The organism is Pseudomonas sp. IT-P294 (genome assembly GCF_949767865.1).
Lineage (GTDB): Bacteria > Pseudomonadota > Gammaproteobacteria > Pseudomonadales > Pseudomonadaceae > Aquipseudomonas.
On record NZ_CATKQW010000057.1, the window covers coordinates 130227 to 152243 of the forward strand.

Here is a 22017-nt window from a genome sequence, read left to right on the forward strand (position 1 = left end):
TTCTCATTTCTGCATGCCACACTTGTCAGGTTTTCGCCCCAGGAAGGACGGGCGATTTGATCGCGAAGGAAGTGGCAATGCTGTTTTTCAGAGGGTTAAAACCAGCCACGTGCTGGATGTTTTTCATCGCTGTCCTGGGCTTTGCTCAAGGGGCGGCGGCAGCGCAACTGACGACTGCCGAGCCTAAGGGCGCGAGAGTCGGTGCAACCATCGAGCTGGATGCCGATGAATTGGCATGGCTCGCCGAGCACCCGCAAGTCGTCGTCGCATCGGTGCAGTATCCGCTGTATCTGTTCAAGGATGAGCACGGTCGATGGAGTGGTCTGAACAACGATTTGCTCAATCACATCACGGCCATGACAGGCTTGCAGTTTGTTCACGAAGAATCGTTTTCTACCGATCAGATGCTCGGGCGTCTGGAGAGTGGCGAAGCGGACATGAGTACAACGCTGGCAATGAATGATGATCGCAAGGCGTTTCTGGATTTCAGTCATGCCTTCGGTGGCGCCGGGTGGGTGTTTGTCGGGCGGGCTGATGCGCCTGTTGTGCGCTCCCTGGATCAGTTGGCGGAAAAAGTGCTGGTGTTACCCACTCGCCACGCACTCGAAGGCACTATTCGCCGCGACTACCCGGCGATCGAATTGCGCTCGGTCAAAACCTACGCCGAAGCCAGGGCGCTGGTTGAAAGCGGTGACGCGTATGCCACCATCGAAAATGAAATCGGTGCGCAGCTCTATCCCTTGGGGCAACTGAAGGTTGGGCGGGTGGTGGAGGGTAAGTGGGAGGCTGATCACCTTGCGGTACGCCATGGTCAGCCGCTGTTGTTGAGCATTCTCAACAAGGCGCTTGAGGCGTTTCCTGCGGCTGAGTTGCGTGCCATTCGCCTGAAATGGCTTAAAGGAGTAGCCCCCGTCGAGCCTGTCTCTCGTTGGCCGCAGATGTCTCAATGGTTCTGTTGGGGCATGTTCGTCATCAGCCTGTTCGGCCTGCTTTCCTTGCTCTGGAATCGCCGACTCGCGGCGCTGATCAAGCAGCGCGCCGACGCGGAAAAAAGCCTCGGTGATCAACTGTCTTTCCAGCATGCCTTGATGGACGCCATGCCCGATCCGATGTTCGTGCGTGATCTGGAAGGGCGTTTGATCATGTGCAACAAAAGCTACGAGGAGGGGCTCGGTACCCGTTTCGATCAGATTCAGGGAAGACAGCTGATTGAACTCGATGTGTTGCCCAAGGCAACCGCAGCACTGTTGCACGCCGAGTTCATGGCTCAGCTTGAAAATCGAAAACCGCGCTTCAGTGAACGTCAATTGATGTTCAACAACGGGGTCCGGGATATTTACCAATGGACGGTGCCGTTCTATGGCGTCGACGGCCAATTGCGTGGGTTGCTGGGGGGATGGACCGATATTGGTCGGCGCACAACATCAATGTGACTCGCTGTTTTTGCTCTGTCATCTTTGGCGTGCATGCTCTTTCGACCAGAGACGCCGATGCGCCTGCAGCTGGAATTCAGAACTTTCTTCTCGGGCCAGTGGTCATTTATGTAGACAGGCCCCAGGCACTTTGTATTCGGACTATTGAGTGGTGATCGAGATGGAAAGTATCAGTCTATTGCTTGGTGAGGCGCTGAGCCCGTATCAGGTCACGCTGACTCCCTCGGGTGCGCATGGCGAATGCCTGGTGACCTTGAAGAATACGACCGGCGCGATTGTCGTCGAACGGGTATTCAACCAGGCCCAGTTAACCGATAAACGCCTGCTGACCGATGTGGTCGACGGCTTGCACCGCGATTTGCTGATTGCCGAAGGGCGGCTGGAGCCCTGCGTGATCGCGGCGTTGCGCAATGCGGCTCAGGACAAGATCCTGGCCAGCCGCAATTGAATTGCTTTTTTGTGGGAACCTTCCTGCGCCCACGTCAGTCAGAGCATGTAACAGCAGGATCAAGCATTGTGCTCCGGTGCTTGTAGCTTGCTGCCACTGGTCTTTATGTAGGCCACGTTTAACCCCGAGTCGTCTCCCCACTTCTCGGGGTTTCTTTTGCCTGCGATTTGTCACTGCCCGGCTTGATGCTCGAAAAACGCCTTGGTTTCTTCCAGGTAATCCTTGCGTCTTTGCGGATCGAGCCAGTCGGCATACAACCGGCCCAGTCCCTCGTGAGGCAAAGTGCGCAACAGCTGATTTATTTCGCTGATAGCTTGTCGACCCTGGGGTGTACTGGAGCAACCGATGTGCCCGGACAGGTACTTGCCCGTGCCCTTGATCGGATAAAACGCCAGCTCGTCTTCGGCGATGTTCGCTTGATGGGCCAGGTAGCGGATTTCTGGCCAGTAACCCAGCACCACCTGCAATCGGCCCAGACGCTGCATCTGCAACAGACTGCCCAGGGCGTCGTTGCCATAGTGAGGCGTCAGGGCGCCGTCCGGTGCCTGTTTGAGCAGTGTGTCGAGAACCTCACCGTAACTGCGCTCGGCCACCACGCCGACTTTCTTTTGCCCATTGACCAGCAGCGCCGCCAGATCGACTTCACCATCGATCAAAAACGGCTCAAGCACCGAACGATCTTGCATGCGCACGACTAGCCCGTTGCTCACGGCACGGAAGGCCGGAATCGAGAATGTAATCCACTGTTCCCGCTCCTTGGTCCAGACCAGCGCGGGATCGCAGGTAAACGATTCTTCGTGGAGCATTTGCATGGCCCGGGCGCGATTGACCCGCATCAGCGTGTGATCGTATTGCGGCATGCCGGCGATCAACAGCGGCAGCATATGATCGATGATCCCCTGACCTTTTTTCGGCCCTTCAAGAATCATCGTTGGCGGCAAATCGCGCAGCAACCAGATCAGCGTCTCTTTAGGCTGTGCCCAGACCGGGGATGCCAGCCCGGCCGACAGCCCGACAGCCGCCACTGCGCACCAGTGGCGGGTGTTGTGACTGGCTGATGAAAGCAGGCGCTTCAGCTTAGATGGCCCCGTCTTCACGCAGCTTTGCGATCTGTTCTTTGTCATAACCAAGATCGTTCAGTACCTGCGCATTGTGTTCGCCCAACTGCGGCCCGACCCATTCCGATGTGCCGGGTGTCTCTGAGAGTTTCGGCACGATCCCCGGCATCTTGAAGTCTTTGCCATCCGGCAGCTTGGCCTGGAGGAACATTTCCCGGGCCAGGTATTGCGGGTCGCTGAACATGTCTTCGGCGCTGAAGATTCGGCTGGCCGGCACGTCAGCCTGATTCAATTGGGCAAGTACCGTGTCCAGCGGCAGCGAATTGACCCAGCGATCGATCACGCCATAAATTTCGTCTCGACGACTGTCGCGCCCGTCATTGCTGGCCAGCACCGGGTCATTGGCCAGGTCTTCGCGACCGATGATCAGCATGAAGCGCTTGAAGATTGCATCGCCATTGGCGCCGATCTGCACATGTTTGCCGTCGGCGCTGGTGTGGATCGAGGAGGGCGTGATGCCCGGCATGATGTTGCCGGTGCGCTCACGGATAAAGCCGAAGACGTCAAACTCAGGGACCATGCTTTCCATCATGGCGAAGATCGCTTCATACAACGCAACGTCGACCACTTGGCCCTGGCCACCGTTAACCTCGCGATGACGCAGGGCCATCAGCGCGCCGATGACGCCCCACAGCGCGGCAATCGAGTCGCCGATGGAAATCCCGGTGCGCACCGGTGGCCGGTCTTCGAAACCGGTGATGTAGCGCAGGCCGCCCATGGATTCACCGACGGCACCAAAACCCGGCTGGTCTTTCATCGGCCCGGTCTGGCCGAAGCCCGACAGCCGCACCATCACCAGTTTCGGGTTCAGGGCGTGCAAGACTTCCCAGCCCAGGCCGAGCTTTTCCAACACGCCAGGGCGAAAATTCTCGATGAGGATGTCTGCTTCACTCAGCAGCTTTTTCAGAATCGCCAGGCCGTCCGGGTGTTTCAGGTTCAGTGTCAGCGACTTCTTGTTGCGCGCCTGGACAAACCACCACAACGAGGTGCCTTCATACAGCTTGCGCCATTTGCGCAACGGATCACCGCCGTCGGGAGACTCGATCTTGATCACCTCGGCGCCAAACTCACCGCAGATGCGCGAGGCAAAAGGCCCGGCGATCAAGGTGCCCAATTCGATGACTTTAAGACCTGAAAGCGGTTTGGCGGTGAACGGCATGCTGGATCCTGTAGGACAAACGGTAAGGGGATATAGCCTTTTAACATAGCCCAACGTCAGACAACCAAGGTTGATCGCCTTCAATTCGTTGATTGCCTACCGCATCGGTTAGACTTGCCGCCTTTCCTCGTATCAAGAAGCCCGTTCATGGCCCAGCCGTCCACGACCTACAAGTTTGAACTGAACCTCACCGACCTCGACCGCAGCGTCTACGAGTCCGTGAAGCAGACCATTGCCCGTCACCCTTCGGAAACCGAAGAGCGCATGACCGTGCGGCTGCTGGCCTACGCCTTCTGGTACAACGAGCAACTGTCGTTCGGTCGCGGTCTGTCGGACGTGGATGAGCCAGCCCTGTGGGAAAAAAGCCTGGATGACCGTGTCCTGCACTGGATCGAAGTCGGTCAGCCAGACGCCGATCGCCTGACCTGGTGCTCGCGCCGCACCGAGCGTACCAGCCTGCTGGCCTACGGCAGCTTGCGCGTCTGGGAAACCAAAGTGATCCCGGCGATCAAAAACCTGAAAAACGTGCACATCGCCGCCGTGCCGCAAGACGTGCTGGAAACCCTGGCCAAAGACATGCCGCGCGTTATCAAGTGGGACGTGATGATCAGCGAAGGGACTATTTTCGTCACCGACGACCGTGGTCAGCACGAAGTCCAATTGCAGTGGCTGAGCGGCGAACGCGGCTGATTATTCGTCGCTGTTCCGCTTTGTCCGGTTTTATCCTACGTATTCAAGAGAAGCACCTGTCACCCCATGCGCATCGAACCTCGCCTGTTGCCCGACACCCTGCCATTCCTCGGTGATCTGCCGCCGCTGCTGACCCGCTTGTACGCGGCGCGTGGCGTGCAGTCGGAGGCTGAACTGGACAAGAGCCTGGCGCGGCTGATCCCGTTCCAGCAGCTCAAAGGCATCGATGCAGCGGTCGATTTGCTGGTCGTGGCGCTGGAACAGCGTCAGCGGATTCTGATCGTCGGCGACTTTGACGCCGATGGCGCCACCGCCAGTACCGTGGGCGTCTTGGGGTTGCGCCTGCTAGGTGCGGCGCACGTCGATTACCTGGTGCCGAACCGGTTCGAATATGGCTACGGCCTGACCCCGGAAATCGTCGAAGTCGCGCTGACGCGCACGCCACAGTTGCTCATCACCGTGGACAACGGCATTTCCAGTGTTGAAGGCGTCGCGGCGGCGAAAAAGGCCGGGCTCAAAGTGCTGGTCACCGACCACCACTTGCCCGGCGATGAGCTGCCGCTGGCCGACGCCATCGTCAATCCCAACCAGCCGGGTTGCGGGTTTCCAAGCAAGGCACTGGCCGGCGTCGGGGTGATTTTCTATGTGTTGATGGCGCTGCGCGCGCGTTTGCGCAGCCTTGGCTGGTACGAAAGCAAGCCGCAGCCGAACATCGGAGAATTGCTGGACCTGGTGGCGCTCGGCAGCGTCGCCGACGTGGTGCCACTGGATGCCAACAACCGGATTCTGGTGCACCAGGGCCTGGAGCGCATTCGTGCCGGGCGCGCACGGCCGGGGATCAAGGCGATCCTCGAAGTCGCCAAGCGTGAGCCTGCGCGAATCACCTCGACCGATCTGGGCTTCATTGTCGGCCCGCGCCTGAATGCGGCGGGGCGCCTGGATGACATGAGCCTGGGCATCGAATGCCTGCTCACCGACGACGCAGGATTGGCGCGGGAAATGGCTGTGCAGCTCGACGGCATGAACCAGGACCGCAAATCCATCGAGCAGGGCATGCAGCGTGAAGCGCTGGCTCAGCTCAAGGACCTGCCGGTCGAGTCGATGCCGTTCGGCTTGTGCCTGTTCGATCCAGAATGGCACCAAGGTGTCATCGGAATCCTCGCCTCGCGTATGAAAGAGCGCTATTTCCGTCCGACGATTGCCTTTGCCGATGCGGGAGATGGCTTGCTCAAGGGTTCGGGACGTTCGGTCCAGGGTTTCCATATTCGCGATGCCCTGAGCGTGGTGGCGGCGCAGCATCCGAACCTGATCAGCAAATACGGCGGCCATGCGATGGCGGCCGGCTTGACGTTGCCGGAGGCGAATTTCCCGTTGTTCGCCGAGGCTTTCGACGCCGAAGTGCGCAGGCAATTGCGCGAAGAAGACCTGACCGGACGGCTGCTGTCGGACGGGGTATTGGCGGTTGAAGAATTCCACCTCGAACTGGCGCGTGCCTTGCGCCATGCCGGACCCTGGGGGCAGCACTTTCCCGAACCGTTGTTTCATGGCGTGTTTCAGTTGGTCGAGCAGCGCGTTGTCGGCGAGCGGCACCTCAAAGTGGTGCTGAAAAGCGAATGCGGCTCGGTGAAACTGGATGGCATTGCGTTCGGTATCGACCGTGATATCTGGCCAAATCCCACCATCAAGTGGGTAGAGCTGGCGTACAAACTCGACCTCAACGAGTTTCGTGGGAACGAGACGGTGCAATTGATGATTGCCCATATAGAGCCCCGTTGACTTCGTCGCGGGCAAACCCTGTGGAAGCGGGGTTGCCCGCGATAGCGATCTACCTGACGCCAAATATCCCCCGGAACCCTCCCTCATCCCCCGATGTCGACTAGGCTCTAAGCACTGCTTGATAATCCTTGTGACGTCTTGTCGAATTTTTTGCCCGCGGGGGCGGGTGCTCTACCTTTTTCCTGTCACTCGTCGACTTTTCAAACAGAACCCTGGAGCCTGCCCACTGATTCGAGAGGTGCCCCATGAGTCTGCTGCTTGAACCCTATACCCTTCGTCAATTGACCCTGCTCAACCGCATCGCGGTATCGCCAATGTGCCAGTACTCCAGCGTCGATGGACTGGCCAATGACTGGCACTTGGTCCACCTCGGCAGTCGCGCTGTCGGCGGCGCCGGGCTGGTGTTCACCGAAGCCACGGCGGTCACGGCCGACGGGCGCATCACCTCCGAAGACCTCGGCCTGTGGAACGATGACCAGATCGAACCGTTGCAACGCATCACCCGTTTCATCACCGCTCAAGGCGCGGTGGCCGGTATTCAATTGGCGCACGCCGGACGCAAGGCCAGCACCCATCGGCCGTGGCTCGGCAAGCATGGCAGCGTCAAACCCGACGACGGTGGCTGGGTCCCGGTCGGTCCTTCGCCGATTGCTTTCGACCCGCAGCACACGCCGCCCAAGCAACTCGATGACGGCCAGATCGCTGAGGTCATTAAGGCCTTTGTCGCCTCGGCCAAGCGGGCGTTGACTGCCGGTTTCAAAGTCGTCGAAATCCATGCGGCCCACGGTTACCTGTTGCATCAGTTTCTTTCGCCGCTGAGCAATCAGCGCCGCGACCAATATGGCGGCTCGTTCGAGAACCGGATCCGGCTGGTGCTGCAAGTCACCGAAGCGGTGCGTGCGGTGTGGCCTGAAGAACTGCCGTTGTTCGTACGGGTGTCGGCCACCGACTGGGTGGAAGACGGCTGGAACCCGGATGAAACCGTCGAGTTGGCGCGTCGTCTCAAGGATCTGGGCGTGGACTTGATTGATGTGTCGTCCGGTGGCACAGCGGCCAATGCCGAGATTCCTACTGGGCCTGGTTATCAGACACGCTTCGCCGAACGGGTGCGCAAGGAGTCAGGCATTGCCACCGGCACAGTAGGAATGATTACCGAGCCCGCGCAGGCCGAGCACATTCTGCGCACCTGCCAGGCCGACATCATCTTCCTCGCGCGTGAGTTGTTGCGTGACCCTTACTGGCCGTTGCATGCCGATGATGACCTGGGTGGCCGCAAGGCCACCTGGCCGGCGCAGTATCAGCGGGCGACACATCGCGATCAGCCGATTCATGAGTCTGATTTGCGTGATTGAATGATGCTGTAAAAAGCAAAAAAGCCCCGATCGAGTTGATCGGGGCTTTTTTTTTCTGAAGGATATTCAGCGCTTGAGCTGGCCTCATCGCGGGCAAGCCCGCTCCCACACAGGATTTTCATGAGACACAGATTTTGTATCCAGCGAAGATCACCTGTGGGAGTGAGCCTGCTCGCGATGACGCCGGCCCAGACACCCACTGACGATCAGCTGTACTTACGCTTATCCGGTGCCGGCGGGAAATACTGGTACAACCAGGTTTCACTCAACGTGCGGTCATTGGTGCGAATGAACAACCGCAGTTCTACCGGCGCCACGCTGTCATTGGTCGGGTACCAGTCGAAAGTGATCCGGTAACCCTTGATGTCATCGAGCAGCAGCACGTTGAAGTCCTTGACCTCTCCGTTGGAGCACGTCACCACCGGCTCGATCCCCGCGCCTTCCGGTAAGCGGTCCAGACCGCCGCCTGTGAAGTCCACGGCAAACCGGCGCGCCCAGACCTCAGGGTAATGCTCGCCCGGCGCCCAGCCCTCGGTGAAGCCGCCCATGCCCGAACGGGTTGCGTTGACCCGCGCCAGCGGTGTGCCGACCGGGGGCAACGCGCTCCAGTAGAGCTTGTAGCCGTAGTTCAGGGAATCACCGGCCGCGACCGGTTTTTTCGGGGTCCAGAACGCGACGATGTTATCCAGGGTTTCGCCGGTTGTAGGAATTTCCAACAGATCGATAGAGCCTTCGCCCCACGCCGTCGTAGGTTCTACCCACAGGCTCGGGCGCTTGCTGTACCAGTCGACGGTGTCCTGATAGCTGGCAAACTCGTGATCGGTCTGCACCAGGCCGAAACCTTTCGGGTCGGTGTCGGCGAAGGCGTTGAATTGCAGGGTCGCCGGGTTGTTCAGCGGACGACAGATCCACTCGCCGTTGCCACGCCACATCGCCAGGCGATCCGAATCATGGATCTGCGGATGAATGGTGTCGCACATCCGGCGCTCGTGGGTACCGCAGCTGAACATACTGGTCATCGGTGCGATGCCCAATTGTTCGATGGCGGTCCGCGCATTGATGTGCGCGTCGATGCCCATGACCACTTGGTTGGCCTGGCAGTCAATGTCAAAACGGTACGCGCCGGTGGCACTTGGCGAATCCAGCAGGGCGTAGACCACGAAGCGGGTGCTGTCCTTGTCCGGCGTCTCGAACCAGAACTTGGTGAAGTCGGGGAATTCCTCACGCTTCTTGGCGTAGGTATCGACCGCCAGTCCGCGGGCCGACAGACCGTACTGGCCCGTGGCATCGACCGCACGGAAATAGCTGGCGCCGAGGAAGGACAGCACATCGTGGCGGTCCAGTTCCGGTGCCTTGAACAACTTGAACCCGGAAAACCCCAGATCGCCCGTGAGCTGCTTGGTGTCCACCGTGGTTTTTTCGTAGTTGAACAGGGAAGGGCGGAAATGCACTTCACGGGCCTGCCGCGTCTTGGGATCGACGCTGTACATGCGCACCGGCTGCTTGAAACCCATGCCGACGTGGAAAAACTGCACGTCCAGCTGACCGTTCAAGTCTTTCCATAACGAGTGGTTGCCGTCGTAGCGGATCGCATTGAAATTCTGTGGCGTCATGGTCGCCAGTGTCGGCGGCAGAACTTGCTTGGTGTCCTGATAGCGGTTGCCGGCGAGTTGCTTGGCCTGGATCTTCAGCGCCTCGAAATCGAACGCCTGGGCGTCGCCATCAGCGGTGCCATTGCTTGCCCAGGCACGCGCGGCCATCAGGCCAGACGCCGATAAACCGGTGTAAGCCGCAATGGCCATGGACGCTTTGAGCAAATTCCTGCGATGCATAAGTACAACCTGTCGTGAACAATCCCGCGCCGTTCCTGGCACGTGCTGGATCAAAAATATCGGTTCGGACATGCCTTCGGCCAAACGCAACGGACTCTAAACAGATAACAAATAGCTTAAACCGTTCGGTTATCGAGAAAAAATGATTGGTAGCCCTTTGGTCATTCAGCAATGAAACAAGAGATGTTGGTGAAGTTTTCCCACAGCACTTTCTGATTCATAGGGCATTTCTGCTTTTTTTGACTAATTACTCTAAAAACCGCTTTTCAGCGCCGCGAATGTTCCTATTCTGTGTTCATGACCGGTTTCTGCCCTTCAGGCCGGCGACAAACAAAAAGGAGAGGGCGATGCGGTTTTTGAAGTTTTCTCGGGCTTATAGAAGGACATCGTCCATGACGAAAGTACAAGGCATCACCCAATTGCTGGGCATCTTTCCTTGCCTGGCGACCGAGCGGCGAAGGCGCCGGCTCAGTACGGACGAAATGAAATTGTTGGAAAGGTATCGCGAGTTATCGGAGAGCGACCGGATTGCGATGCGGTATCTGGTGGATGCGATGCGGACTGTTTCGCGGTTTTGAGGAAGTACGACTTTCAGCCGCGGCGGTAGTGTTGCGGCTGAATGTCGCCGATTACCAGTTTTGCGATCGCTCTGCCCGTTGGTGCAGAACTCGCAGTACCTGTATCTGGCCATGCATCAATCGATAGGGAGCGATAAATGGATAACGACCGATTACCAGCTCACGTACATCCGGTACTACTGAAGGCCTTCCTGACCCTGGAAACTGCTCCAGTTGATGGAAGGATTGCAGAAAAATTGCTACGACCTCCAACGCGGCATCTGCACCAAGAGCGCCTTGGTAATACTCATGAATAGAATCGAGGTCACTTTCAGCTTTTTCAGTCAGTACTACGCTCGGCACGTTTTGCCCACTTAGCCTTTACGGCATCCAGATCGGTGAGTTTTCCTGCGTCGGCGTCTTTTATGCCGTCGCTTATGGCTTGCAGATGCCATGACTCGGCTTCTACATATCGAACCAATGCACGCTTGAGATGATACTGACGATCTCGATCAGTGGCCGCTGCCAGACTATCAAGCTGTTGGGCGAGCGTTTCTTCAACTCGAAAAGACAAAACGGGCGAGGCCATGGTGGCTCTCCTAGAAATGTATACGTTGTAAACGACGTAAACACCCTAGGACTTACTGGCTTGTTCGTCAACCGATCTCCGTGCATTGGTTTGAAGAAACCTTAGCGGGCGAAAGCAGAACGGGAGGAGGGGATGTATTTCGAAATGCAATGAGTGCCCCGCTGTCATTGATGGCACCGGGGCGAAACTCAATTACCGACTAACCTTCCAAGCATCCCCCGCAGGCGCCTTGCCGTGGTCATACGGCTTGGCAATCCACATGTAGATCAACCCCAGCCCGATAACAATGGCCGTGCTCAACACCATCGCGTAGTTGATGTACCACGCCGCATCCGGCGTGCGTGGCCAGGCCATGTTGATGATCGCGCCGACGCCGTAGACCAGCGCGCCGATGTTGACCACCCAGCCCCAAGCGCCAAGGGTGAATTTGCCGCTGGGTTTCCAGCCTTTCAGGCGCGCATACAGCGCCGCGAGAACGATCATCTGGAAGGCCAGGTAGATGCCGATGGCTGCGAAGCTGACGATGGTTGCTACGGCATCTTGCAGGAAGAAGCCCAGGATAATGATCAGCGCTGGCAGGACGCCGGAGACGAACAGTGCCGCCACCGGAACCTGGGTCGTAGGAGAAATCTTCTTGAGCAGTGAACTGCCGATGACCATTTCGTCGCGAGCGTAGGAGTAGAGCAGACGACTCGCCGCCGCTTGCAGGCTGATGACGCAGGAGATGAACGAAATCATCACCACGCCCATCACCACTTTCGAACCGACCGGGCCGAACGCGTTGTTGAGGATGGTGGTGACCGGGTCCTTGTCGGTGCCGTTGATCACGGCTTGCATGTCCGGTACGGCGAGGATCAGCGCCAGGCAGGCGAACATCGCTGCGATGCCGCCGATGTAGATGGTCATTCGCATGGCCACTGGAATCTGCTTGCTCGGATTCGGGGTTTCTTCGGCCACATCGCCGCAGGCTTCGAAGCCGTAGTACAGGAACATCCCCGCCAGCGAGGCGGTGAGGAAGGCTGGCAGATACGAGCCATCAACGCTGATATCGAAGGTGTTGAACAGCACGCTGATTGACTGGTGGCGCTCGAAGACCAGCAGGTAAACGCCGACAATTACCGCGCCGACCAGCTCGCAGATGAAGCCGAACATGGCGATCCGCGCGAGCATTTTGGTGCCGCTCAGGTTGATCAGGGTGGCGAACAACGTCAGGAACAGCGCGATGACGATGTTGGTGTTGTTGCTTGGCTCAAAGCCCATCATCGCGGCCAGGTAAGGACCGGCACCGACGGCAACGGCAGCAATGGTCACGCACAGGGCGATGGAGTAGATCCAGCCGACCATCCACGCCCAGCGTTTGCCCACCAAGCGGCGAGCCCATGGGTAGACGCCGCCGGAAATCGGGAATTGCGAAACCACTTCCCCGAAGATCAGGCACACCAGCAATTGGCCGCAACCGACCAGCAAATAGGCCCAGAACATCGGTGGTCCACCGGCGGCCAGGCACAGACCGAAGAGGGTATACACCCCTACGACAGGGGAGAGGTAAGTGAAGCCCAGGGCGAAGTTTTCCCACAGGCTCATGCTGCGATTGAAGTTGGAGGTGTAACCCAGTTTGCGTAGCTGCTCGGCATCGCTGTCGGCGACGGCTGCGGAGAGTTCGGGTAGTGCACTCATGGTGTGTAAGCTCCGGAAAATCGGCAGATTTCGGATGTCCGAAACCGTGGCGGGGCCGTAAGGCGCTGCCCGGATCGGTGGTTATTGTTTTGGCTTCTTTGGCGTGGAACCTGGTGCTGCTTGTGCCGGCTTCTTCCTTGATAGTGCGGTGTTGCCATCGCGAGCAGGCTCGCTCCCACAGGTACTGCGGTGAACCTGTAGGAGCGAGACTTGCCCGCGATGCGTTTAGTGCTTGAACATCACATGCCGAACGACGGTGTAGTCCTCCAGCCCGTACATCGACATGTCCTTCCCGTAACCGGACAGTTTCTGACCGCCATGGGGCATTTCACTGACCAGCATGAAGTGCGTATTCACCCAGGTGCAGCCGTACTGCAAGCGCGCAGATAAGCGATGCGCGCGGCCAACATCCGAGGTCCAGACCGACGACGCCAGGCCGTAGTCCGAATCGTTGGCCCAACCCAGTACCTGCGCTTCATCGGTGAATTTGGTCACCGAAACCACGGGGCCGAATACTTCGCGGCGTACGATTTCGTCGTCCTGCTGGGCGTCGGCCAGCACCGTTGGCTCAAAGAAAAAACCATTGCCGTCGACAGCCTTGCCGCCAGTGATCAAGCGGATGTGCGGCTGAGCCACGGCGCGCTCGACGAAGCCGGCCACGCGGTCGCGATGCTGCGCAGTGATCAGCGGCCCCAACTCGGTCGACGGATCATCCTGTAAACCGTACTTGATGCTGCTGACGGCCGCGCCAAGCTTCTCGACAAATTTTTCGTAAATGCCTTCCTGCGCGTAGATGCGGCAGGCGGCGGTGCAGTCCTGGCCAGCGTTGTAGAAGCCGAAGGTGCGAATGCCTTCCACGGCGGCGTCGATGTCGGCGTCGTCGAAGATGATCACCGGGGCTTTGCCGCCCAGCTCCATGTGCATGCGTTTGACGCTGTCGGCGGTGCTGGAAATGATGTTCGAGCCCGTGGCAATCGAACCGGTGAGCGAGACCATGCGCACCTTCGGATGGGTGACCAGTGGGCTACCGACGGTAGGACCACGGCCAAACACCAGGTTAAGCACGCCGGCGGGGAAAATCTCCGACGCCAGTTCGGCCAGGCGTAACGCGGTCAGCGGGGTTTGTTCCGACGGCTTGAGCACCACGGTATTACCGGCGGCCAAGGCGGGTGCGATTTTCCACGCGACCATCATCAGCGGGTAGTTCCACGGTGCAATCGAGGCGATTACGCCGACCGGGTCGCGGCGAATCATCGAGGTGTGGCCCGGCAGGTATTCGCCGCCCGCCGAACCGCTCATGCAACGGCTGGCCCCGGCGAAGAAACGGAACACGTCGGCAATCGCCGGGATCTCGTCATTGAGTGCCGCGCTATAAGGCTTGCCGCAGTTGTCCGACTCCAGCTTGGCCAGCTCTTCACCGTGGGCTTCGATGGCGTCGGCGAGTTTGAGCAGCAGCAGCGAGCGCTCTTTCGGCGTGGTTTGAGACCAGCCTTCGAATGCACTGTCGGCGGCGCGCACGGCGGCATCAACCTGGGCTTCGCTGGCTTCGTTGATTTCCACCAGCACACGGCCCAGCGCCGGGTTGAAGACGGGTTGGGCGGGGCCGTCGCCGTCGATCAGTTGGCCGTTGATCAAGAGTTTGGTTTGCATGGCATTGTCCTCTTCGAAGCTATTGTTTTTTCCTGAAGGAACCGAATCCAGGGTGGGAGCGGGCTTGCTCGCGAAAGCGGTGTATCAGCCAACATCAATTTTGAATGTGATGGCCCCTTCGCGAGCAAGCCCGCTCCCACCCTGGATTCGGTTCTCATAGTGACTAATCGTCGTTGTTACTTCCCGCCACTGCCCGCCACGCTTTCACCGCCACGGGTCAGGTAATAGGCGCCGAGAATCGGCAGCATGGTCACCATCATCACCAGCATCGCGACGACGTTGGTCACCGGCACGTCCCGTGGGCGGCTGAGCTGGTTGAGCAGCCACAGCGGCAGGGTGCGTTCATGGCCGGCGGTGAAGGTGGTGACGATGATTTCGTCGAACGACAGCGCAAACGCGAGCATGCCCCCGGCCAGCAGCGCCGAGCCGAGGTTCGGCAGGACGATGTAGCGAAAGGTCTGCCAGCCATCGGCGCCGAGGTCCATCGAGGCTTCGATCAGGCTGTGGGACGTGCGGCGCAAGCGGGCGATGACGTTGTTGTAGACGATCACCACGCAGAAGGTCGCGTGACCGACGATGATGGTGAACATCCCGGGCTCGATCCCCAGCGTCTTGAAGGTCGCCAGCAACGCGATCCCGGTGATGATCCCGGGCAAGGCAATCGGCAGGATCAGCATCAGTGAAATGCCTTGCTTGCCGAAGAAATCACGCCGGTACAACGCCGCTGACGCCAGCGTGCCGAGGACCAGCGCAATCAGGGTGGCGACGGCTGCAATCTGCAGCGACAACTTGATCGCTTCCAGTACGTCCGGCCGTGCGAACGCCACGCCGATCCACTTCAGGGTGAAGCCCTTGGGCGGGAAGCTGAAGGCCGCGTCTTCGGTATTGAAGGCGTACATGAAGATGATCAGGATCGGAAAGTGCAGAAACACCAACCCGCCCCACGCTGCGATCCGCAAGCCCAGTGACGCTTGATCTCCCTGCTTTTCAGGCTTTGGTTTTTTCACATCAGAGCGCATCGAAGGCCCCCAGTCGTTTGACGATGGTCAGGTAGATGGCGATCAACACGATCGGCACCAACGTGAAGGCCGCGGCCATCGGCATGTTGCCGATAGCGCCTTGCTGGGCATACACCATGCTGCCGACGAAGTAGCCCGGCGGGCCCACCAGTTGCGGCACGATGAAGTCGCCCAGGGTCAGGGAAAAGGTAAAGATGGAACCGGCGGCAATGCCCGGAATCGACAGCGGCAGAATCACCTGCATGAAGGTCTGGCGCGGTTTGGCGCCGAGGTCGGCGGACGCTTGCAGCAGCGACGGCGGCAAGCGTTCCAGCGACGCCTGGATCGGCAGGATCATGAACGGCAGCCAGATGTAGACGAACACCATGAAGCGGCCCAGGTGCGAGGTCGACAATGTGCTGCCGCCCACGCCCGGAATGCCCAGTACGAAGTGCAACACTGGCTCCAGGCCAAGGTGTTGAATGAACCACTGCGCCACGCCGCCCTTGGCCAGCAGCAAGGTCCAGGCATACGCCTTGACGATGTAACTGGCCCACATCGGCATCATGACCGCGATGTAGAAAAACGCTTTGGTCTTGCCCGTGGTGTAACGCGCCATGTAATAGGCAATCGGGAACGCGACGACGGCGCTGGCGATGGACACGACAATGGCCATGCTCAAGGTGCGCAGAATGATGTCGAAGTTTGACGGCTGGAACAGTGCGGTGAAATTCGCCAGGGTCAGTTCTGGCGAGACCGACATGGTGAAGTCATCAAAGGTGTAGAAACCCTGCCACAGCAGCACCAGCAGCGAACCGAGGTAGATCGCGCCGAACCATAGCAGCGGCGGCACCAGCAGCAACGAAAGATAAAAGTTCGGCCGGCGATACAGCAGGTTGGAAAACCTGCGCAACGGCGAGCCGCTGGCCGGGGTTTGAGGGATAGCCACGCTGGTCATCTCACACCCCGCCAACAACGGTGTCGTGCAGCGGGATCATCGCTTCGCGCGCCCAGCGAGCATTGATGCGCTGCCCGGTCTGGTGCTGGGCGCTGACGTCCAGCCACTGCACGTTGGCCTGACTGATATTGAGTGTCTGGCCGTTTTCCAGCTTCAGTTCATAGCGCGTGGCGCTGCCCTGGTACTGAATGTCATGCAGCACGCCGCTGACTTCAATCTCATGACTGGCCAACGGACCTTCGGCGAAACGCACGTGTTCCGGGCGAATCGAAAACGGCTGTGGATTGCCGCTCAATTGCTTCGCCAGATCACCGCGAATCACGTTGGAGGTGCCGACGAATTCAGCGACGAAGGTGGTCGCCGGTTTCATGTACAGGTTGCGCGGTGTGTCGACCTGTTCAATGCGACCCTTGTTGAACACGGCTACACGGTCTGACATCGACAGCGCTTCGGTCTGGTCGTGGGTGACGAAGATGAAGGTGATGCCCAGTTGGCGTTGCAGCTTTTTCAGTTCGCTCTGCATTTGTTCGCGCAGCTTCAAATCGAGCGCGCCCAATGGCTCGTCGAGCAGCAGCACGCGTGGGCGATTGACCAGGGCGCGGGCCAGTGCCACACGCTGGCGCTGACCGCCGGACAGTTGCACCGGCTTGCGCTCGCCGTAGCCGCCGAGGGCAACCATGTCGAGGGCTTCCTCGGCGCGTTTCTGGCGTTCGGCCTTGCCAACGCCTTTGACTTTCAAACCGTAGGCGACGTTGTCGAGCACGTTCATGTGCGGGAACAGGGCGTAATCCTGAAACACCGTGTTGACGTCACGCTCATACGGCGGCAATCCAGCGGCTTCTTCGCCATGGATTCGGATGGAGCCTGCGCTCGGTTGTTCAAACCCGGCGATCAGGCGCAAGCAGGTGGTTTTGCCGGAGCCGGAAGGGCCCAGCATGGAAAAAAACTCGCCGTCCTGGATGTCGATGGAAACCCGGTCTACGGCTTTCACTTCGCCGAATAGACGGGAAACGTTGGTGAACTGGACTGCAAGCGTCATGGTGCGGTGCTCCGAAAATCTGAATCTTTAAAAGCATCGCGAGCAGGCTCGCTCCCACATTGGAATGCGTTTACATGTGGGAGTGAGCCTGCTCGCGATGAGGGCTTAGCGGCCGCCCATGATCGCGATGTAGTCCTGGGTCCAGCGGCTGTACGGCACAAACTTGCCGCCTTCGGCCTGTGGGGTTTTCCAGAAGGCGATCTTCTCGAACTGGTCGAAACCGTTGGTTTTGCAACCTTCGGCACCGAGCAATTCGCTGCCGGTGCATGCCGCCGGTACCGCAGGCAAAGAGCCGAACCACGCCGCCACGTCACCCTGGACTTTCGGGGTCAGCGACCAGTCCATCCACTTGTAAGCGCAGTTCGGGTGCTTGGCCTCGGCGTGCAACATCGTGGTGTCGGCCCAACCGGTGGCGCCTTCTTTTGGAATGGTCGAAGCAATCGGCTGCTTCTCGTTCATCAGGCCATTGACCTGATACGGCCATGCACCGGAGGCCACCACGCCTTCGTTTTTGAAGTCGCTCATCTGCACGGTGGTGTCATGCCAGTATCGGTGGATCAGCGGCTGCTGGGCGCGCAGCAGATCGAGCACAGCTTTGTACTGCGTTTCCGTCAGTTCATACGGGTTCTGGATACCCAGTTCCGGCTTGGCGGTTTTCAGGTACAGCGCGGCGTCGGCGATGTAGATCGGGCCGTCATAGGCCTGCACGCGCCCTTTGTTTGGTTTGCCATCCGGCAGGTTTTCCGCGTTGAACACCACGCCCCAACTGGTTGGCGCGGTCTTGAACACGTTGGTGTTGTACATCAACACGTTCGGGCCCCACTGGTAAGGGGTGCCGTAGGTCTGCTTATTAACCACGTACCAAGGCGCATCTTTGAGACGCGGATCGATGTTTTTCCAGTTCGGAATCAACGCCGTATTGATCGGCTGCACACGCTTGCCGACGATCAACCGCAACGAGGCGTCGCCCGAGGCGGTCACCAGGTCGTAGCCACCCTTGGCCATCAGGCTGACCATCTCGTCGGAAGTTGCTGCGGTTTTCACATTGACCTTGCAGCCGGTTTCCTTCTCGAAACCGGTGACCCAGTCGTATGCCTTGTCACTTTCGCCACGTTCGATGTAGCCGGGCCATGCCACGATATCCAGCTGACCTTCGCCGGCACCGACCGCCTTCATCGGTTCGGCGGCCTGCAGGCTGGCGCTGGCCAACAGCGCGGTGGTGATTGCACTGAGCAGTGCGGTCTTGTGCACGAACATGGGAATTCCCTCTTCTTTAATTATGGTCGGGGCAGTTGTGAACGTGGTGAAGCATGCCGTTAGCGGCTTGTTATTAGCGTAGTCAGAGATGCTGTCCGTGGCGCGCCATGATGTGCCGCACCACGCTGTAGTCCTGGAGCGAATCGCTGGATAAGTCTTTGCCGTAACCCGAACGTTTCAGGCCGCCGTGGGGCATTTCGCTGACCAGCATGAAATGGCTGTTGATCCAGGTGCAGCCGTACTGCAAGCGCGCCGCGACCTGCATCGCCTTGTCCAGGTTCTGGGTCCAGATGGAGGAGGCGAGGCCGTATTCGGAATCGTTGGCCCAATCCACCGCTTGTTCAAGTTCATCGAAACGGGTCACGGTGACCACCGGCCCGAACACTTCGCGCTGGACGATTTCATCGCTCTGCTTGCAACCGGCCAGTAGCGTCGGCTGGTAATAGAAGCCGGCACCGGAATGCACCGCCGCGCCGGTCACCCGTTCAATGTGTGGCTGGCCGAGGGCGCGTTCGACAAAACTGGCCACGCGGTCCCGTTGGCGGGTGCTGATCAGTGGGCCGATCTCGTTATCGGCATCGCGTTTGCCGGCAAAGCGCAGGCTGCTGACCGCCGCGCCGAGTTCGGCCACCAAGCGGTCGTGAATCCCGGCCTGAGCATAAACCCGGCACGCGGCGGTGCAATCCTGGCCGGCGTTGTAATAGCCGTAAGTGCGCACGCCTTCGACCACCGCCTGAATGTCCGCATCGTTGCAGACGATCACCGGCGCCTTGCCGCCGAGTTCAAGGTGGGTGCGCTTCAAGGTTTTGGCTGCGGCTTGCAGGATTTTCTGCCCGGTGACGATGTCGCCGGTCAGCGAGACCATGCGTACTTTGGGATGACTGACCAAATGGCTGCCGACGCCTTCACCGCCGCCGCAGACAATGTTGATCACCCCGCGCGGCAGGATCTCGGCCAGCGCGGGCGCCAGGGCCAGAATCGACAGCGGCGTGTGTTCCGACGGCTTGAAGACCAGCGTGTTACCCGCAGCGAGGGCCGGGGCGATTTTCCACGCGGCCATCATGATCGGGTAGTTCCAAGGCGCAATCGATGCGACCACGCCAATCGGATCGCGACGGACCATGCTGGTGTAGCCCGGCAGATACTCGCCGCTGAGCTGGCCGGTCTGGCAGCGTACGGCACCGGCGAAGAAGCGGAACACGTCGACCGTCGCGCTCAAATCATCCTGGCGGGCCAGGTGCAACGGCTTGCCACAGTTCAGGGATTCAAGGCGGGCGAGGAGGTCGGCTTGTTTTTCGATGGCGTTGGCGATGTCCAGCAACAGGTTCGAGCGTTGTTGCGGCGTGGTCCGCGACCAACCGGCGAAGGCGCGGTGGGCGGCGTGAATCGCGGCTTCGACTTGCTCGGTGCTGGCTTCGGCAATGTGCGTCAGCACTTCACCGGTCGCCGGGTTGAGGATCGGTTCGACAAAACCCTGGCCCGCGACCAATTCGCCATCGATCAATAACGCGGTGAACAACGGGGTCTGCGCGCCAGCCATTTTTCGGGTTCTCTTTTCTTGTGTGGCCATGCTGCTCCCTGTGACTGGGGCGCGGCCGTCTTATAGATGTACCAAGACTAGTGCGCGGGCCCGAGGTCGACAAATTCTAAATACTGAAGGTGGCGTTCGATTAAATAGATGGCTTGCGCCCGCCGTGAGGCTGCTCGCGAGCGACCGTCAGGAATGGGTCTACCAGCGCCGGGCGCGCCGTGCCGCGACGCCAGGCCAGGCCGACATCGAGGGTCTGGCTCAGGTCGGCAATCGGCCGCGCTTCAATGATGTCGCCCTCCAGCGACCAAGGGCGGTAGGTCATGTCGGGCTGGATGGAAACCCCCAGACCGGCCGCCACCAGACTTCGCACGGCTTCCGTCGAGGCGGTTCTGAGGGTGATGCGCGGTTGCAGCGAAGCGGCGGACCACATGCGCTGGGCATTGCGGTCCATTTCATCGACGTTCAGCTGAATCAGCGGCTCGCGGGCCACATCGGCGAGGTTGATGCTGTCGTGTTCCAGCAACGGATGCTGGGCCGGTAGCCATAGCCGATGGGGTGAGTGGGTGAGGACTTCAGTCTGCAAGGCGTGGCGGTCTTCGAGGTTGGAGAGGATCAACACGCCGACATCGATCTCGCCGCTGACCAGCAAATGCTCGATGTATGGACGCTCGTCCTCCATCACGCGGATCTCGACATTGGGGTAGGCGCGCTGGAAGCGGGTGAGCAGGTCCGCGAGGTAATAACCGGCCACCAGGCTGGTTACGCCGATGATCAATTGGCCGGCGACCTGATCGGTACTTTGTTGCAGGCTGCGTTTGGCGTTGTCCACGGTGGCGAGAATCAGGTGTGCCTGGCGCAGGAACTGATGGCCCTGGTGGGTCAGGCTCATGCCCTTGGCGTGTCGGTTAAACAGGCTGACGCCGATCTCCTCTTCCAGTTGCTGGATCGCCAGGGTCAAGGTCGATTGGGAAATGAACGCGGTTTGCGCAGCGGCGGAGATCGAGCCGGTCTCGGCCACAGCGATGAAATGGCGGATTTGACGCAGAGTCATCATGGGCAATACCCGGTGGGCGGTTTTTATAGATTTAATCGAGTGTATATCTTTTTATTCGATAGCCACTTTTGACAAGGCAACATTCAGAAGCACTCTCGCCGGGAGAGACCGGGCACTTTCGATCTAGGCTCGTGGCCTCAAGTGTCCGGTTAACCCGTTTCGTGGAGGCGGTAAAAATGAATACGCGTGGATTGCTCGATCAACTCCTCAAGTCCGGTCAGGACCTGTTGCAGAACAAGGCCGGCGGCGCACAGAACAAGGCGTCCAGCGGTGGCTTGGGCGGATTGCTCGGTGGCAGCGGTGGTTCGGGCGGCCTCGGCAGCTTGCTCTCGGGTGCAGGAGGCGGCGCGCTGGCCGCCGGGGCCATGGGGCTTCTGCTGGGTAGCAAGAAGGTTCGCAAAGTCGGCGGCAAAGTCGCCATTTACGGCGGCCTCGCGGCATTGGGCGTGATTGCTTATAAGGCGTACGGCAACTGGCAGGTCCAGCAGGGCGCGGCCCCTCAAACCGAACCGCAAACGCTTGATCGTTTGCCGGCAGCGCAAGTTGAAGAGCACAGTCAGGCAATCCTCAAAGCGTTAGTGGCCGCCGCCAAAGCCGATGGCCATGTCGATGACCGCGAACGTTCGTTGATCGAAGGCGAATTCACCAAACTCGACAGCGATCAGCAATTGCAGCAATGGCTGCATGCCGAACTCAGCAAGCCACTCGACCCGGCGGAAGTCGCCCGTGCTGCCAGCACGCCGGAAATGGCCGCCGAGATGTACATCGCCAGTGTGATGCTGGTGGATGAAGAGAGCTTCATGGAGAAGTCCTACCTCGACGAATTGGCGCGGCAACTGAAGCTGGAGCCGGGGTTGAAGGCTGAACTGGAGAAGCAGGTACGTCAGGCGTTGACTTGA

Annotated in this window: 20 protein-coding genes; 7 read left to right on the forward strand and 13 right to left on the reverse strand. The window is 59.4% G+C overall.

The annotated features are described in order from the left end of the window. Positions 1–77: 77 nt before the first annotated feature. A complete protein-coding gene (locus tag ACM6I0_RS28025; protein WP_414923801.1) occupies positions 78–1433 on the forward strand; it encodes a transporter substrate-binding domain-containing protein in 1356 nt (451 codons plus the stop codon). 160 nt (positions 1434–1593) lie between these two features. Beyond that, the gene (locus ACM6I0_RS28030; protein ID WP_285436538.1) at positions 1594–1881 is read left to right on the forward strand and encodes a DUF3509 domain-containing protein; all 288 of its coding nucleotides are present in this window, start codon (positions 1594–1596) and stop codon (positions 1879–1881) included. Between the two features lie 170 nt (positions 1882–2051). Here the strand turns inward: ACM6I0_RS28030 and ACM6I0_RS28035 are convergent, their stop codons facing one another. Both ACM6I0_RS28035 and ACM6I0_RS28040 read right to left on the reverse strand, forming a co-directional pair. Beyond that, a complete protein-coding gene (locus ACM6I0_RS28035; protein WP_414923854.1) occupies positions 2052–2978 on the reverse strand; it encodes a TIGR02285 family protein in 927 nt (308 codons plus the stop codon). Next, a complete protein-coding gene (locus ACM6I0_RS28040) occupies positions 2959–4158 on the reverse strand; it encodes a CaiB/BaiF CoA transferase family protein (protein ID WP_414923802.1) in 1200 nt (399 codons plus the stop codon). The genes ACM6I0_RS28035 and ACM6I0_RS28040 overlap by 20 nt, the downstream gene beginning before the upstream one ends. 147 nt (positions 4159–4305) lie before the next feature. On the opposite strand from ACM6I0_RS28040, the gene ACM6I0_RS28045 reads away from it, so the two are divergent. The 3 genes from ACM6I0_RS28045 (at position 4306) to ACM6I0_RS28055 (ending at position 7976) form a co-directional block, all read left to right on the forward strand. Further along, positions 4306–4848, forward strand: a complete 543-nt coding sequence (locus ACM6I0_RS28045; protein WP_008151638.1) for a YaeQ family protein — start codon at positions 4306–4308, stop codon at positions 4846–4848. Positions 4849–4914: 66 nt separating this feature from the next. Continuing rightward, entirely contained in the window at positions 4915–6624 is a 1710-nt protein-coding gene (gene recJ / locus ACM6I0_RS28050; protein ID WP_259151794.1) for a single-stranded-DNA-specific exonuclease RecJ, read from the forward strand. Positions 6625–6869: 245 nt separating this feature from the next. Then, the gene (locus ACM6I0_RS28055; protein ID WP_414923803.1) at positions 6870–7976 is read left to right on the forward strand and encodes an NADH:flavin oxidoreductase/NADH oxidase; all 1107 of its coding nucleotides are present in this window, start codon (positions 6870–6872) and stop codon (positions 7974–7976) included. A gap of 206 nt (positions 7977–8182) precedes the next feature. Here the strand turns inward: ACM6I0_RS28055 and ACM6I0_RS28060 are convergent, their stop codons facing one another. Then, positions 8183–9808 carry a glucan biosynthesis protein D gene (locus ACM6I0_RS28060; RefSeq protein WP_285429903.1) on the reverse strand — a complete coding sequence of 542 codons (1626 nt, stop codon included), beginning with the start codon at positions 9806–9808 and terminating at the stop codon, positions 8183–8185. A gap of 392 nt (positions 9809–10200) precedes the next feature. Here ACM6I0_RS28060 and ACM6I0_RS28065 point away from each other — a divergent pair, with 392 nt between their 5' ends. After that, positions 10201–10386, forward strand: coding sequence for a hypothetical protein (locus tag ACM6I0_RS28065; RefSeq protein ID WP_259151790.1), 186 nt, complete (start codon positions 10201–10203; stop codon positions 10384–10386). Positions 10387–10437: 51 nt separating this feature from the next. Here the strand turns inward: ACM6I0_RS28065 and ACM6I0_RS28070 are convergent, their stop codons facing one another. The 10 genes from ACM6I0_RS28070 to ACM6I0_RS28115 all read right to left on the reverse strand — a co-directional run bounded on the left by ACM6I0_RS28070 (position 10438) and on the right by ACM6I0_RS28115 (position 21118). Beyond that, the gene (locus tag ACM6I0_RS28070) at positions 10438–10728 is read right to left on the reverse strand and encodes a type II toxin-antitoxin system RelE/ParE family toxin (RefSeq protein WP_414923804.1); all 291 of its coding nucleotides are present in this window, start codon (positions 10726–10728) and stop codon (positions 10438–10440) included. Then, positions 10706–10954, reverse strand: a complete 249-nt coding sequence (locus ACM6I0_RS28075) for a CopG family ribbon-helix-helix protein (RefSeq protein WP_414923805.1) — start codon at positions 10952–10954, stop codon at positions 10706–10708. The genes ACM6I0_RS28070 and ACM6I0_RS28075 overlap by 23 nt, the downstream gene beginning before the upstream one ends. A 192-nt stretch (positions 10955–11146) precedes the next feature. Beyond that, positions 11147–12631, reverse strand: a complete 1485-nt coding sequence (locus tag ACM6I0_RS28080; RefSeq protein ID WP_285429910.1) for an APC family permease — start codon at positions 12629–12631, stop codon at positions 11147–11149. A 225-nt stretch (positions 12632–12856) separates the two neighbouring features. After that, entirely contained in the window at positions 12857–14281 is a 1425-nt protein-coding gene (locus tag ACM6I0_RS28085) for a gamma-aminobutyraldehyde dehydrogenase (protein ID WP_285429912.1), read from the reverse strand. 176 nt (positions 14282–14457) lie between these two features. Next, the gene (locus tag ACM6I0_RS28090) at positions 14458–15300 is read right to left on the reverse strand and encodes an ABC transporter permease (RefSeq protein WP_285429913.1); all 843 of its coding nucleotides are present in this window, start codon (positions 15298–15300) and stop codon (positions 14458–14460) included. Continuing rightward, positions 15290–16237 carry an ABC transporter permease gene (locus tag ACM6I0_RS28095; protein ID WP_285429915.1) on the reverse strand — a complete coding sequence of 316 codons (948 nt, stop codon included), beginning with the start codon at positions 16235–16237 and terminating at the stop codon, positions 15290–15292. Before ACM6I0_RS28095 ends, ACM6I0_RS28090 begins: the two co-directional genes overlap by 11 nt. 1 nt (position 16238) lies before the next feature. Then, positions 16239–17276 (reverse strand): ABC transporter ATP-binding protein, encoded by a 1038-nt coding sequence (locus tag ACM6I0_RS28100; RefSeq protein WP_090187970.1) that lies wholly within the window; start codon positions 17274–17276, stop codon positions 16239–16241. Positions 17277–17381: 105 nt separating this feature from the next. Next, positions 17382–18533 carry a putative ABC transporter substrate-binding protein YdcS gene (ydcS, locus tag ACM6I0_RS28105; protein ID WP_285429918.1) on the reverse strand — a complete coding sequence of 384 codons (1152 nt, stop codon included), beginning with the start codon at positions 18531–18533 and terminating at the stop codon, positions 17382–17384. Between the two features lie 82 nt (positions 18534–18615). Continuing rightward, on the reverse strand, positions 18616–20103 hold the full coding sequence (locus tag ACM6I0_RS28110) for a gamma-aminobutyraldehyde dehydrogenase (RefSeq protein ID WP_285429920.1): 1488 nt from the start codon (positions 20101–20103) through the stop codon (positions 18616–18618). Between the two features lie 100 nt (positions 20104–20203). Next, on the reverse strand, positions 20204–21118 hold the full coding sequence (locus ACM6I0_RS28115; RefSeq protein ID WP_090187962.1) for a LysR family transcriptional regulator: 915 nt from the start codon (positions 21116–21118) through the stop codon (positions 20204–20206). A gap of 176 nt (positions 21119–21294) precedes the next feature. Here ACM6I0_RS28115 and ACM6I0_RS28120 point away from each other — a divergent pair, with 176 nt between their 5' ends. Beyond that, complete coding sequence (locus ACM6I0_RS28120; protein WP_414923806.1) at positions 21295–22017, forward strand: tellurite resistance TerB family protein; 723 nt, start codon at positions 21295–21297, stop codon at positions 22015–22017.

Coding starts and splice junctions, on each gene's coding strand:
- ACM6I0_RS28085 (WP_285429912.1), bottom strand. CDS start 14,281: ATGCAAACCAAACTCTTGATCAACGGCCAACTGATCGACGGCGACGGC.
- ACM6I0_RS28095 (WP_285429915.1), bottom strand. CDS start 16,237: ATGACCAGCGTGGCTATCCCTCAAACCCCGGCCAGCGGCTCGCCGTTG.
- ACM6I0_RS28040 (WP_414923802.1), bottom strand. CDS start 4,158: ATGCCGTTCACCGCCAAACCGCTTTCAGGTCTTAAAGTCATCGAATTG.
- recJ (WP_259151794.1), top strand. CDS start 4,915: ATGCGCATCGAACCTCGCCTGTTGCCCGACACCCTGCCATTCCTCGGT.
- ACM6I0_RS28030 (WP_285436538.1), top strand. CDS start 1,594: ATGGAAAGTATCAGTCTATTGCTTGGTGAGGCGCTGAGCCCGTATCAG.
- ACM6I0_RS28025 (WP_414923801.1), top strand. CDS start 78: ATGCTGTTTTTCAGAGGGTTAAAACCAGCCACGTGCTGGATGTTTTTC.
- ACM6I0_RS28055 (WP_414923803.1), top strand. CDS start 6,870: ATGAGTCTGCTGCTTGAACCCTATACCCTTCGTCAATTGACCCTGCTC.
- ACM6I0_RS28090 (WP_285429913.1), bottom strand. CDS start 15,300: ATGCGCTCTGATGTGAAAAAACCAAAGCCTGAAAAGCAGGGAGATCAA.
- ACM6I0_RS28110 (WP_285429920.1), bottom strand. CDS start 20,103: ATGGCCACACAAGAAAAGAGAACCCGAAAAATGGCTGGCGCGCAGACC.
- ACM6I0_RS28045 (WP_008151638.1), top strand. CDS start 4,306: ATGGCCCAGCCGTCCACGACCTACAAGTTTGAACTGAACCTCACCGAC.
- ACM6I0_RS28060 (WP_285429903.1), bottom strand. CDS start 9,808: ATGCATCGCAGGAATTTGCTCAAAGCGTCCATGGCCATTGCGGCTTAC.
- ACM6I0_RS28100 (WP_090187970.1), bottom strand. CDS start 17,276: ATGACGCTTGCAGTCCAGTTCACCAACGTTTCCCGTCTATTCGGCGAA.
- ACM6I0_RS28080 (WP_285429910.1), bottom strand. CDS start 12,631: ATGAGTGCACTACCCGAACTCTCCGCAGCCGTCGCCGACAGCGATGCC.
- ACM6I0_RS28120 (WP_414923806.1), top strand. CDS start 21,295: ATGAATACGCGTGGATTGCTCGATCAACTCCTCAAGTCCGGTCAGGAC.
- ydcS (WP_285429918.1), bottom strand. CDS start 18,533: ATGTTCGTGCACAAGACCGCACTGCTCAGTGCAATCACCACCGCGCTG.
- ACM6I0_RS28115 (WP_090187962.1), bottom strand. CDS start 21,118: ATGATGACTCTGCGTCAAATCCGCCATTTCATCGCTGTGGCCGAGACC.
- ACM6I0_RS28065 (WP_259151790.1), top strand. CDS start 10,201: ATGACGAAAGTACAAGGCATCACCCAATTGCTGGGCATCTTTCCTTGC.
- ACM6I0_RS28075 (WP_414923805.1), bottom strand. CDS start 10,954: ATGGCCTCGCCCGTTTTGTCTTTTCGAGTTGAAGAAACGCTCGCCCAA.